10 protein-coding genes are annotated in these 12,496 nt (G+C 53.1%); 2 read left to right on the top strand and 8 right to left on the bottom strand.

The features are described 5' to 3' along the window. Positions 1–144: 144 nt before the first annotated feature. Positions 145–2,793: an efflux RND transporter permease subunit gene (locus tag BUA44_RS03945; protein WP_072808790.1), complete on the bottom strand. Its 2,649-nt coding sequence runs from the start codon at positions 2,791–2,793 to the stop codon at positions 145–147. A 211-nt stretch (positions 2,794–3,004) separates the two neighbouring features. Between BUA44_RS03945 and BUA44_RS03950 the strand changes: the two genes are divergently transcribed. Beyond that, positions 3,005–3,382 carry a hypothetical protein gene (locus tag BUA44_RS03950; RefSeq protein WP_072808792.1) on the top strand — a complete coding sequence of 126 codons (378 nt, stop codon included), beginning with the start codon at positions 3,005–3,007 and terminating at the stop codon, positions 3,380–3,382. Between the two features lie 38 nt (positions 3,383–3,420). Here BUA44_RS03950 and BUA44_RS03955 read toward each other — a convergent pair whose 3' ends face one another. The 7 genes from BUA44_RS03955 to BUA44_RS03985 all read right to left on the bottom strand — a co-directional run bounded on the left by BUA44_RS03955 (position 3,421) and on the right by BUA44_RS03985 (position 11,898). Next, positions 3,421–5,388 (bottom strand): LTA synthase family protein, encoded by a 1,968-nt coding sequence (locus BUA44_RS03955; RefSeq protein WP_255370452.1) that lies wholly within the window; start codon positions 5,386–5,388, stop codon positions 3,421–3,423. A 123-nt stretch (positions 5,389–5,511) separates the two neighbouring features. Continuing rightward, complete coding sequence (locus tag BUA44_RS03960; RefSeq protein ID WP_072808794.1) at positions 5,512–6,762, bottom strand: glycosyltransferase; 1,251 nt, start codon at positions 6,760–6,762, stop codon at positions 5,512–5,514. Then, the gene (locus BUA44_RS03965) at positions 6,759–7,796 is read right to left on the bottom strand and encodes a glycosyltransferase family protein (RefSeq protein WP_072808796.1); all 1,038 of its coding nucleotides are present in this window, start codon (positions 7,794–7,796) and stop codon (positions 6,759–6,761) included. The genes BUA44_RS03960 and BUA44_RS03965 overlap by 4 nt, the downstream gene beginning before the upstream one ends. A 25-nt stretch (positions 7,797–7,821) precedes the next feature. Next, the gene (locus BUA44_RS03970; protein WP_072808798.1) at positions 7,822–8,550 is read right to left on the bottom strand and encodes a phosphocholine cytidylyltransferase family protein; all 729 of its coding nucleotides are present in this window, start codon (positions 8,548–8,550) and stop codon (positions 7,822–7,824) included. Further along, positions 8,547–9,581: a pyridoxal phosphate-dependent aminotransferase gene (locus tag BUA44_RS03975; RefSeq protein ID WP_072808800.1), complete on the bottom strand. Its 1,035-nt coding sequence runs from the start codon at positions 9,579–9,581 to the stop codon at positions 8,547–8,549. Before BUA44_RS03975 ends, BUA44_RS03970 begins: the two co-directional genes overlap by 4 nt. A gap of 59 nt (positions 9,582–9,640) precedes the next feature. Beyond that, the gene (locus BUA44_RS03980) at positions 9,641–10,450 is read right to left on the bottom strand and encodes a LicD family protein (RefSeq protein ID WP_072808802.1); all 810 of its coding nucleotides are present in this window, start codon (positions 10,448–10,450) and stop codon (positions 9,641–9,643) included. Continuing rightward, entirely contained in the window at positions 10,450–11,898 is a 1,449-nt protein-coding gene (locus tag BUA44_RS03985; RefSeq protein WP_072808804.1) for an oligosaccharide flippase family protein, read from the bottom strand. Before BUA44_RS03985 ends, BUA44_RS03980 begins: the two co-directional genes overlap by 1 nt. A 94-nt stretch (positions 11,899–11,992) precedes the next feature. Between BUA44_RS03985 and rpiB the strand changes: the two genes are divergently transcribed. Continuing rightward, positions 11,993–12,466 carry a ribose 5-phosphate isomerase B gene (rpiB, locus tag BUA44_RS03990; protein WP_218587593.1) on the top strand — a complete coding sequence of 158 codons (474 nt, stop codon included), beginning with the start codon at positions 11,993–11,995 and terminating at the stop codon, positions 12,464–12,466. Positions 12,467–12,496 lie beyond the last annotated feature (30 nt).

Below are 12,496 nucleotides of genomic sequence, written 5' to 3' on the forward strand. Positions count from 1 at the left end.
ACGCCACAGGACCGAAGCTGTATAAAAATACAGCGAGTGTCCGAGAAAATCTATGAGGCGAGTGCAGCGCAAGCATATTTATATGGTTGCATTGCCGAGCCGATTAGATTTCTGCAAGGATGTTATGCGAAGCTTATAGCGAGGCTATTTTTTCTTGAGCCAGGCACCGCACAAATACATCGTAAAGATGATGCTTGTAATCAGGAACATCGCGATGCTGATGCATGCGAGGTCGCCGATGCCCTTCAGGCCGCGGTGGGTGGTGAACAGGAACCCGACAAAGCCCGCAATCGTCGTGGTGGAACTTGCCATCACGTTACGGCCGGTGGTATCCATCAGTTGACGGAGCGTCAGATTCTTGTCGCTCATCCACGAGGTAATCATGTGAATCGTGGAGTCGATTCCGATACCGAGCGCCATCGGGATAACAATCACGTTGTAAATGCTTATCTTCCCGAATTCAAACATGTCGGTGAGGAACCCGAGAAGCCCAAGGGTGAGGAGTGTTCCCATGCCAAAGGAAATGCAGCCTGCCAAGAAGAGTTTCGGCTTGCGGAAAGAAATGACCAGCGTACCGAAAATCACGAGAATAATCACCAGCGCAAGCCTGAAGCTATCCTTCTTCACGGAGTCGATCACGTCGGAAAGAATGAACTGCGAGGAGAACGTGCGCAGGTCTTCGCCGTCAAAGTTCCAATGGCCATAGCGTTCTTGGAATCGGTGCAACGCGTGGGCATCCCAGCTCGGGAAGTCACCGTAGATAAAGCCAATTTTTCCATAGCTGCCGTCCTTTTCACGCAACAGGTCAAGAGTCCAGCTCGGGACATCTTCGGCGGTAAAGGTTTTCTCTACAGAGGATAGCTTGCGCAGGTTCGCAATATTCACGGAATCTTCGCCCTCGGCACGATCAAACACGCGGGCCTCTACAAGGTCGCGGATTTCTTCGATGATTTCGAGGCGGGCTTCCTGGGAATCTTTTGGCGGAACGAAACTCTTGAGGGTGAGGAAACTTCCGAGGGTGGAATCGTGTTCCACGTGCAGGCGCACCATCAGTGTGTCATAAAGTTTGTCGAGCTGTTCGGGCTTAGAACCCATCACGGCGGCCGGTGTCGACGTTACCGCCTTACCTGTAGCACGCGTCACCTTCGTAGAAATCTTGTTCTTCGAGGCCGATACGTTCGTCGAGACGCGACGCAGGTTACGGAGGTTGTGTTCGAAGTCCACATCCTGTGCAAACCAAATGGAAACTGCACCGAGCGCAAAGCTCGCAAAGGCCGCATACTTGAAGAACTTGAGGATTTTCGCCTCGTCCCAGGACTTGGGCAACAGGGAATTTTCCGGAGCCTTCGGGATTCCGCCCATGCACTTGATAAAGACGGGGAGCACAAGCACAGAGGTAAGCATGCTGAAAAATACGCCTACGGAGGCCACCACGCCGAACTCATAGAACCCACGGAAGTGCGCAGCGAGAAGAGTCAAGAAAGCAGCAATCGTCGTGAAGCTTGCGAGCAAGAAGGGCTTGAGCATCTTCCTCTGGGCGTGTTCCAGCACTTCTTCAAGGGTGGCGTATTTGTGCAAAAGTTTCTGCGATGTTCCCAAGATGTGAATCGAGTAGTCGATACCGATGCCCAGAATGATGGAGGCGACAAACACCGTGAACGGGTTCAGCTTCCCGTAGAACAGGGCCGTAAACGCAAGCGTCGGGAGGCAGGCGTACAGCACCGAAGCAGTCACCAGAATCGGGCCCTTTACGCTCCTGAAGAAGAATATGGTGAGGAAGATGATAAGCACCAGGCTGATGGCGAAGGAGAAAACGGAATCGTTGGCCACTTCATCCACTTCCTTGAGGCCCTCGTAGGTGCCTTCCACCGTAAAGCGTGTGGGCACCGGGTACGTCTTGCTGCTGAAATAGGCAAGCAAGGAATCGGTGCGGGCCAAGATATGCGTCACGAATTCGTAGTCGGTAGAAGGCTTGATGAGCTTCGCGTTCACCACGCCGTTGTAGAGAATCTTCCCGGTACTATCCGGGCGCGGGGAACCAATCAGGCGGTTCTTGAGTTCAGAAGGAATCGTCGACTTGGAATCCCATTCCACTTCTTCGTTCGAGGCGGCCTTCGCATCGATTGTGTCGCCCTTGGATTTCTTGAAGAATGCGTCAAAGGCACTCACCGCCTCGTCAGGGAGGCCGAGTTCCTGCGGCAGGTTCTCGTCAAACCACACGCGTTCCTTTTTCGCGGGCGCGGCAGCCACTTGCGCGGAGTCAGGTCCCTGAGCCTGCCGAAGGGACGAATCAGTCGAGGCGTCGCCCAGCAAATCCACAACGAGCGGGCCGTTCTTGCGGCCAATTTCAAGCTGCAAATCCTCAAGATTGTCGCGGATATTCTCGAGGTGCTTTACCGGCAGATAAAGAAGTGCATTGTCCTTGAAAAACTGGTTGTCGTTATCCACCTGGGTTGAAACGAAGTCTCCCTGCCAGTTCTTGTGAATGTAATCGGCAATGGAATCCTGCAAGGCCACCACCAGGTTCACGTCCTCGCTCTGGATGGCAATCATGAACTTGTCGGTGGATCCGAAACGCTGGTACGATTCCTCGAGAGCCTTCACGCTCGGGGTGCCCTCGGGCAGCAGGTGCGAAAGGTCGGCATCTAGCTTAAGGCCCGGCTTAAAGAGAATAGGAACCGCAAACAGAACCGCCAAAATCAGGTAGAAGGCAAGTGCCTTGTACTGGTGCCTGCAAATCAGCGGAATGTACCAATTGGAAAATCTTTCGGGAAGTGATTTCTTGTTAGCCATATAAGGCAATATAATAAAAAGGGCCGCATACGGCACGGCACGCGACTCAAGTTATTGATAATCACGCATATATTCCTGATAAAAAGACGTAGTTGAAACATTACAAACGCGTTTGATATTATAATATCATATTATGTAAATGCATAATAGTTTATTTTTCAATCCATTGACGGTCACTAAAAAATGTATTTTTATTAAAATAGGGTAATGTATGAAAAACATTGTATTAATAATGACATGCTTTTTTTTCATGGTCAGCTGCCAAAGCACAGGTTTTTTAATGGCAAGAGCAAATGTAACCATGATAAACGAGCCTTATCCGGCAAAAAGCGAAAATGCAAATATTGAAGTTTATGTAACTAAAATACCATCCGAACCATACATTGAATTAGCACAAATTACATGCGATGATACTGAAGATGATTGGAATTTAAAACAGATAAAAATAAAAGCTCGTGAAATAGGAGCTGACGGAATAATCATTTTGGGCAAATCAACATCTAGTACTGTAGGAGTTCCTATCGGAAACATATACTATATGGCATCCGAAGAATATGGTATGAAAGCAATTGCTTTTAAATATAAGTGATTTGCAAATTTAAAGCACTATTACTGAAGCAATCATTCCTACGGCATCATGATGTCGTTGCGGAGCACAGAACGAACGACTCTGGCGGCACCCACCGCCTTCTTTTTCCAGGCAAGGTCGCTTGCATCCGTCGTGAGCGCATACGGGGATTCGCCTCCCGTGCCTGCGCGGTAAACGTCCTCGTTCTCGAGGCCTCCGGTAAGAACGTGGTCGCGGAACCCGAGGTAGTAGGCGTTCTGCGAGAAGAATACCGACGGCTGTTCTGCAGGGCGCTCCTGAGCGAGCAAGTCATAACCCCAGAAATGATTCGGTTCACGCACCTGCGCCAGGTCAAAGATGGTCGGACCTAAATCCAGTTGCGACGCGACATCCTCGCGAACGGTAAGCCCGTTAAGGAGCGCGGTATCCGCCGAGAAAATCCCGATGAAAATCTGCGATGCGGAAAGCCCGAGCGGTTGCGGAACCATGTAATCCACGGAATCCACGGGAGTGTCGTGGTCCCCCAGGATAAAGACAACCGTATTTTTGAAATCGGGGCGGGCGGAGAGAGCTTCGAAGAATCGCCCGAGTTGCTGGTCGGTATAGCGAACCGCGTTCCTGTAACGCGCCATAGCGTCGTCCGGCTTTGCGGCAAACGCATCGGGATAGCCGTAGAACGGAATATGCGAAGAAATCGTGTTGAATGAAAGTTCCCACGGCTTATCTGCCGGCATTTTCCGGAGCACGTCAATCGCTAGATCCACACCCAGGCTATCCGCAGTACCTTCCACTTTCTCCTCGCCTATCAGGTGCCATTCCTTTTCGAAAAACTTTTCGATAAACGGAAGCGTATGGTCAAAAATCGGGTTCGAAACCGTCACGTACGCCCGCTGATAGTTTGTCAGGAATTCGGGCCAGCCCTTGAACTTGTTCGCCGCATAGAAACTGGGCACGTCACGGTTCGGGTGCGAGGGGAACCCCATGTAGGTCGCCATCGTGCCGCGCACCGTCGGGTAACCGCCGCTAAAGGCGTTCTTGAACCAGAGGGCTCCACCCAGCGCATTGCCGGCAGAATCCTTTTCGAAGTAAGCGCCATTCGCAAGCGTCCAGATGTTCGGAGCTACCGCGGTATCGCCGACCAGCATCTTGTTGAATATACGGCCCTTGAACGATTCGCCCATGATGAACACGATGTTGTAGGGCTTTTTCGCCCTGTATTCATGAGCCGGCGCGCTACGGTACATCGGGAGTTCCAGGGCATCGCTGCGACCCGCCGCAAAGTCCTTCGGCAAGAAGGCATCCAAATCGCCGACAAGTTCCTCGGTAATCTTCGCGTTGTCATGAATGAACTCGAAAGTCTCGACCGCGGCAATGTGCAGGATGGGCGCCGTAAGCGTGTGCTTGCCGAGCGTAAACCGCATGTCCACCTTCGTGTGCGTCACCGGGATTTCAATCCACCCGCGTGTACCCGTAAGAAACAGCACGAGCGGCACCAGCGAGAGTGCCATACCTACGGCAAACATCACGCCGGGAACCTTACGGGAAGCGGGCTTCCAAGCGCCATTGCGGTTATCGAGCACGAGCGTCTGGCGGCGAGCGCGTAGCCGAAGCGTATAGGCAACTACAAAGGCGATGCCACCCGCAAAGCAGAGCACGACCATCGAAACCCAGAGCACCGTCCCGAGCAGGTCGCCACCCAGCGTAGAAACCGTAGTGGCATCGGTGATATTCGAGATGTGGAAATACGTGCGCAGGAAGGAATAGGAAAGGCGCTGGTGCGAAAAACGAAAAACATCGTAGTCCGCGACAGCAATAAAGAAGTAGAGCGCATAAAAGACGGCAAGCCCGCGGGGAGCGCGAGCAAACCCGAAAAGCCCAGCCATGGCAAGCACTGCACCGAACGCCATGAAAATCTGCCAGAGGGTCTTGCCCTCGAACATTTCGGCCATCGAGAGCCCGAGCGGATCGGGCAGGCTGTAGAAAAACACCAGCAGTACGCTCTGTACCACAAGGGCAATGAGTGCCATTGTGAGGTAGGGATTCTTTAAACAAGAAAATATTTTATCAATCAGACGCATAGGCAAAAGCAAAGGAAGATCCCCGCCTTGGTTCGACTTCGCTCACCACAGGTCGCGGGGATGACACAGGAATCAACGTTTCAATATAAAATCTACAGCCTTTTCCAAATCCTCGGCCTGGCGGGCGTGAACCTGCGCGTAGCGTTTCGGGGCGCGTTCTGCAAAATCCGCATAGATGCGGGCGTCGAGCAGTTGCACCAGGCGGTTCTTGATTTCGCTCACGGAATACGGGTCAAAGTATAGCACCGCATCGCCGCAGACCTCGGGAATGGAAGTCGTGCCACTCGCCGCTACGGGTACGCCATAGCGCATGGATTGCACCGGCGGGTAGCCGAATCCCTCGTTCAGGCTCGGGAACACGAACGCGTATGCATTCTTGTGCAAGAATTCCAGTTCCTTGCTTTCCACATAGCCGAGAAGCACAAAGCGGTCCTTGTGCTTGAGGTGGCGCAAGTAGGCACGCGCATTCGTAGCGCCGGTAATGACCATCTTCATGTCAAGCGGCTTGCCCTGTGACTGATACATGCCCACCAGTTCATCGAACGCTCGGGCGGCGTGCAGGTTGTTCTTTTCCCAGCGGGCTCCGCTCGTGAGCAAGAAGTATTTTTTCGCGACAACTCCCGGCGGCAAGAATCCTTCGGGTTCATATTCCGTCATGGGGCTGTAGAACACCGGAATTTCCAGGTCCATGAGTTCCGGGAAGAACGCCTTGATGGAGGCGCGGCTGTGCTCGCTCACCGTAATGGTACGCACCTTGCGACCGTCCGGCCCCAAAGTCAGCGACTCCGCCATGCGCCGCGCCAAGTCCTGGTACTTGGGCTTGTAGTAATGCTTTTTCCAGCTTTCGCGGTAACGCACCAGCGCCTCAAACTTTTGTCCGAGTTTCTTGGCAAAACCTACACCCGCCCAGCTGTACTGCATTTCAAGTGCACGCACGCCGTGCCAGGTAAACACGAAGTCCTTCACGTCTATCGCCCACTTCTTTTCCAGCGAATAGAGCGGCGTGTAGAAGGAATCAATCTGGTTTTCGTCAATAATCTGCTGCGGCGTTTTTTCGCTGATATCGAACAGCGGAATATTCTGCGTTTTGCACGCATCGACAATCGCCGGGTCCAGGTACTTGCGACTATCGTAAGCGCAAAAGAGTGACAACGATGCATCGGCTACTTCTGCTAGTTCGGCAGGCTCACCAACCGGCTCAGTGACCTTGCCATAAAGACGCTTCACTAGCGCCCAGAAAATCACTTCGCCGTAACTTCCGCCGCCGTGGAACTTGGCACTATGAATCGGCTGTACCGCCACCAGATTGAATAGCAGGTTCACTTGCGGCCCCCGCGATTATCCTTCCCGAGAAGCGTTCCCAAAATTCTCAGCGGGAACACAAGGAAAGGCATTTTCTTGTAAATCCACGCGAGCGACTTCGCGAAGGCGTAGCTGCGGATAATGTAGGCGCCCGCCGCACCCACCTTACGGGTCTGGAATTCAAACTCTTCCTTGGCGTGGGCAATCACGTCGTCATAATACTCGTTGATGGTAATGCTCTTGTCGGCATTGACCTTCACCGGAATGTTCTTCAGGTTGGTATAGAAGTCCTTGCGCAAAATCTTGGGCAAGAACAAGTCCATGCTGGCAGGCACCTTGTGGCCGCGGGTATCGATGATTCGCGAACCGAAGAAATGCAGCACCTTCGCAGTGGGCAAGAAACGGTTGCCGTAAGCCAGCTGGCAGTTCCAGCCGCCGGGCATTTTCTTGGTGATGTAATTAAACTTGAAGTTCGTCTCGGCGAGGCTCGCCATGTCGTACGGGAAATTCTTGGACACGCAATAGAGCCACAGTTCATGCCAGGTTTCGAAGAACTTGCGGGCTTCGGGAGTGTCAGCGGCAAACATCACTCCCCCGTTAAAGATTTCGTCGTTCAGAATCGGCGAGAATCCCATCATCTTCGCGTTGTTCAAGACCTTCTTGCGGTTAATCGCCTTCGAGAGATTCGTATGGAAATCGAGCACCGCATAGATGCCGCCCTTCCATTCTTCGGGAATCGAGAGGTCGCCCACAATCGCGATGTCGGAATCCATGTACAGGAAATCGCCGTCGACCACATTGCGCATAACCGTCTTGAGGTAGCGGGAACGCAACATGGGCGTAAACTTCTCGTCGAGGGTCAGCACCTTCAGTTCGTCAACCGCGTCCTTCAGAGCCGCGCGCGGGCCGGTGAGGGTCGCAGCCGTCTTGTCGTCGGTCAGGAGCGTCACAAAGGCGCCCGGGTTATGCACCCGCAAGGAGGCGATGGCTACCAGCGTCTGTTCACAGAAAAAATCCTTCGGGGAACTGGTCAGGACAAAAAGGTACTTGGTCATGGATTACATCCCCCAATCAATCTTGCTAGTCCAGCGGAATCGTGGACTTCGCGTTTTCAAAATCTTCTACCGTATCGAGCTCGCACGAGAAATAGTCCGAGGCATCCCACACGGTGTAAGTGTGGCCCTGCGGAATCAGGCGTTCAAAGGCGAGTTCGTAGAACGTGTTTTCCAAATGCTCCACGTTCATCATCTTTTCGAGTTCGGCATAGAGGGCGGTAGAATAGGCCGCACCAATCTTCTCGATGCCGAGGCTTTCGCCTGCAGCAGTCTTCGGAGAGCACGTCTTGCTGATTTCAGAAATGTTTCCGTCGGCACCGAGCACCACCTTCATCTCTTCTTCGCCGAGTTCGTGACGGATGAGCGTAAGCACGTTCGCCGCCTTGGACGCAAGCACGTTCTTTACAATCTGCGGGTCGTAAAGCAGGTCACTGTCGAGCAGCAGGAATTCCTTGCCCGCGACAGCCTGGCCTGCAAGCCAAAGCGAATAGATGTTGTTCGTGGAATCGTAGAGCGCATTGTGAATGAAGGTCACGCGAATGGAATCGCCGTAATGGCTCTTCACGAAGTCTTCAATCATGTGGTTCAGGTAACCCGTCACAATCACGAAATCACGCACACCAGATGCCATGATTGCATCCATGGAGCGTTCCAAAAGGGATCGGCCCTTCACGTCCAAAAGGCACTTGGGCGTGTTATCGGTGAGCGGGCGCAAGCGCTTCGCCATTCCGGCAGCAAGAATTACGGCAATCATACGGCAGCACAACGCTTGATGGTGTCGACCACCACCTGAATCTGTTCCTTACGGCCAAGCGTAATGCGCAGGCAGTCTTCCAGGCCCTTGTCGCTCATAAACTTGATCTTGTAATCCTGTTCAGCCATAGCCTTCTGCAAGGCTTCCTTGATGCGGGTCGGGTACTTGATAAGGATGAAGTTCGCAACGCTCTTGTACACCTTGAACCCCGGGAGGTTGCCAAGTTCCTTCTTGAACAGCTGGCGGTCCCATTCCATTTCGTCGGCGACCTTGCGGTAGTGATCTTCGCTTTCGATGGCGGCCATGGCCACCGCTTCGCTAAAGCGGTTGTAGCCCAGGTACTTGTTGGCGTAGCTCAGGAACGATTCGTGCCCCTTGCCCATAAAACCAAAGCCCATGCGCAGTCCCGGAAGTCCAAAGAACTTGGAAAGCGTGCGAGAAATAATCAGGTTCGAATACTTGTTCACGAGCGGAGCGATGTAGGCCGTATCGGTCGTGATAAAGGAAGCGTAAGCCTCGTCAATCAGCACCATCGTATCGTTCGGGATATTTTCCATGATGCGGCCGATTTCGACCGGCGTAAGGCAGTTGCCCGTCGGGTTGTTCGGCGAAGCGAGCAAGAGCATGCGCGGGTGAATCTTGTTGGTGAGCGCAATGACCTCGTCCACGTCGTAAGCGAAGGTATCTTCCTTTTCGTGCAGCGGGTACATCTCGAAGGAACCGCCACATTCGCCGGCGATGCGGTTGTAGTACCACCACGAAAATTCCGGAATCATGATGGTCTTGTTGTCACCCTTCATGAGGTAGTAATGGACAGCGTTCTTCAGAATGTCTTCGCCACCGTAACCCAGCAGCACCTGTTCTTCGGGCACGTTGTAGATTTCGCTGAGCTTTACCGAGAAGATGCTCTTTTTGCCCTCGTCATAGATGCGGGTGTAGAAGCAGAGCAGTTCAGGGTCAAAGTTCTTGACGGCATCGAGCACCTTCTGCGAAGGCTTGAAGTTGAATTCGTTTCTGTCCAAGTAGTTCATGTTTTACCTTTGTGGGGCTTGTACCCCGATTCAAAACCTTTTTAAATATAAATTTTTCCTTATTTCCACCACACATCAAGCCCGTGATTGTAGCGTTTTTCTTCGGGCGGAAGCTGCATGTAGTCGCGGTAGAAGAGCGACAGGTAGTAATCGTAGTTCCTGTAACCGCTAAACTTGCGGTTCTCGAACGGGTAGTCGACCGTTTCCGCAATCTTTTCCAGGTCCAGAATGCGGTCGGTTTTTGTGTCGAAGAATAGCGTTGCAACATGGCCCGAATGGGCTGTCGGGTAGCGGCGAATCACGCGTTCCACATAGCGGCAGAAGCGTTTTTTGCCCACAATACAGGCCACCGCATAGAAGAACCGCTTGTACAGAAGCGTCCAGGCGTCGTAACCCTTCGACTTAAAATCCGTTGTAATGGCAAGCGTAATCACGCGCAAAAAGCTGCAATACAGCACGAACGCCTTTTCCCAGAAATGTGATTTCGGAAGGCCGTCCAGCGGGAAGATATCGACCCAGATTCCCATCTCGCCCTTGTGGCGTTCCATCTTGACCGTAGTGCGGTTGTCGTAGGCCTTTGCAAACGGGTAGAAATAGCCGTCGCAGGTATCGTCGACAAGCGTGAGCCATTCCTTGTGGCCCGCTGCATTCTTGTCTTTCAAGATGGCGATGAGTTTTTCGTAATCCTCGCGCAACATACAAATGTCGATATCGTCATCCCAGGGAATATAGCCCTTATGGCGCACAGCTCCAAGAAGTGTACCATAGGCAAGGCTATACTTCAGGTTGTTTTCCTTGCAAATGCGGTCAATCTCGTCCAAAACAGACATCTGGATTTCGCGACATTCCTGCTGTTCAATCTTCTTCATTATTCAGCCTTCCCGCTAGTAAGTTTTTCCCTATCGGCATCCATTTTCTTCTTCACGATTTTCCAATAGATACCGAGCAACGCGAGAACCGCCAGATAAATTCCGCCCTTTTCAACAAGCGAAAGTTCCGGCTGTTTCACGTTGAGCATTACATAGAAAGTAATCAACCCCACAATCCATGCAACCTGCGACACAAGCCGTACGGAATATGGCCTGTAGCCCATCTTGATAAGGTAGATGTTGTTGCAGATAATCGCCATGATGTTGTAGCCGAGCATCGAGAGGGCCGCACCCACGAGCCCGAGCGCAGGAATCAGGAAGTACCCGAGCGCAAGAGCCACGCCCAGCGAAATCACGTCCATAATCAGGGAGTACAGGCTCTTGCCCATGCCGTTCAACACCACGATGGACATGCCGCCAAAGCCCGCGACGAGATGCACCAGCAGGAGAATCCCGAGCGCCTCGGGCTGCACGATGAAGTCCTTGCCCGCGATAGAAAGAATTTCGCCCGGGAACAGCACGATGAAGAACCCGATAAGCAACTGGATGAAGGTAACCATGAACACGCAGTAACTGTAGACAGGCTTGAGGTCGGTCTTGAGGCGTTCCTTGTCCATACCCGCGACAACCGGAGTGAGGATAGGAGTGAACCCCACGCGGATTGTCTGGAGGGCGTTCGAGATGGTGACCATGATACCGTAGGCACCCGCCTTCTCGGGCCCGAGGAAGAGCATCACCAGCCAGAGGCTAGAGCGCGTGAGGAACGAGGAAACAAACTCGCCGAACCCGAGCGGGAGCGAGTAGAGCAGCAGGCCCTTCGACACGAGCTTGCCCGGATTCATGGGCATCTCGGGGAACTGGCGGCGCACCAGCACAAAGTGCACGCAGAAGCCCACCACCTGCCCCACAAGCAGGCCCAGCGGGAGCGCATGCGGGATTCCCATGAAGTGGAGCGCGATGGAAGTCGCGGGCGCGAGCGTGACCGTCAGGAACGAATTCACGAACACGGCATTCTGCGGACGGCGGTTGCCTTCGGATGCAGTACTGAAAACGTACGTGCCCACGTAGAACAGGAGCGAGACCGCGTACCACGGGAGTTCCTTCGAGATATACGGGGTAAACGACCCCACGAAAATCACGCCGGTGCAGAACAGCGCGATGGCGGCGGCAATCCAGAACGATTCCATGATGCCATCGTGTGCAGGGCGACCGTTCAACTTGTTCTGCGGCAGGTACCAGTAAAGCCCCTTGTCGAGTCCGAGGGTTGCCGAGTGCGCGATGGTGAGGAGGAGCGTCTGTGCCGAAACGAATATACCGAATTCTGCAGCGCCGAAAATGCGCGCCATCACGAACGTCAGGAGAGGCCCGCAAACCTTGAGGATAGTCCCCACAACGTTCACGATCATCGCCTTCTTCAGGAACTTGCTGTCGGTCTCTAGATTGCCCATAACTGGCCCAAAAATAGATTTATTTCGCACCGGCCCCCAACCGTTTTGAGCCATAATCCGACGAATTATCTATATTGCCCGATAAAGTTCGCAGATGCGTACTTTTCCACTCGTAAACCGGGAAATTATCATGTTCAAGACCATCGCTATCGGCTGCGACCACGCCGCTTTCGAATACAAGGAAAAACTCATCAAGTTTCTGGAAGGCAAGGGCTACAAAGTCCTCGACATGGGCACCGATTCTACGGAATCGTGCGACTACCCGGTGTTCGCCGACAAGGTCTGCAACAAGGTAACCGGCAAGGAAGCCGACTGCGGAATCCTCATCTGCGGTACGGGCATCGGCATGAGCATGGCCGCCAACAAGCACAAGGGCATCCGCGCGGCAGTCGTCGGCGACCTCACCTCCTGCGAATTCACGCGCCTCCACAACGACGCGAACGTTCTCTGCATGGGGGCACGCATCATCGCCTACGCGCAGTGCGAAGTTTTCGCGACCAAGTTCCTCGAGACGGAATTCATGGGCGGCAAGCACAAGAAGCGCATCGACATGTTCGAGCCGGCATAGTTTTAGGCCATTTTTGCCTAATTTGAGCAA

This window comes from Fibrobacter sp. UWR3 (assembly GCF_900143055.1).
Lineage (GTDB): Bacteria > Fibrobacterota > Fibrobacteria > Fibrobacterales > Fibrobacteraceae > Fibrobacter.

Coding starts and splice junctions, on each gene's coding strand:
- BUA44_RS03950 (WP_072808792.1), top strand. CDS start 3,005: ATGAAAAACATTGTATTAATAATGACATGCTTTTTTTTCATGGTCAGC.
- BUA44_RS03975 (WP_072808800.1), bottom strand. CDS start 9,581: ATGAACTACTTGGACAGAAACGAATTCAACTTCAAGCCTTCGCAGAAG.
- BUA44_RS03965 (WP_072808796.1), bottom strand. CDS start 7,796: ATGACCAAGTACCTTTTTGTCCTGACCAGTTCCCCGAAGGATTTTTTC.
- BUA44_RS03980 (WP_072808802.1), bottom strand. CDS start 10,450: ATGAAGAAGATTGAACAGCAGGAATGTCGCGAAATCCAGATGTCTGTT.
- rpiB (WP_218587593.1), top strand. CDS start 11,993: ATGCGTACTTTTCCACTCGTAAACCGGGAAATTATCATGTTCAAGACC.
- BUA44_RS03955 (WP_255370452.1), bottom strand. CDS start 5,388: ATGGCACTCATTGCCCTTGTGGTACAGAGCGTACTGCTGGTGTTTTTC.
- BUA44_RS03970 (WP_072808798.1), bottom strand. CDS start 8,550: ATGATTGCCGTAATTCTTGCTGCCGGAATGGCGAAGCGCTTGCGCCCG.
- BUA44_RS03985 (WP_072808804.1), bottom strand. CDS start 11,898: ATGGGCAATCTAGAGACCGACAGCAAGTTCCTGAAGAAGGCGATGATC.
- BUA44_RS03945 (WP_072808790.1), bottom strand. CDS start 2,793: ATGGCTAACAAGAAATCACTTCCCGAAAGATTTTCCAATTGGTACATT.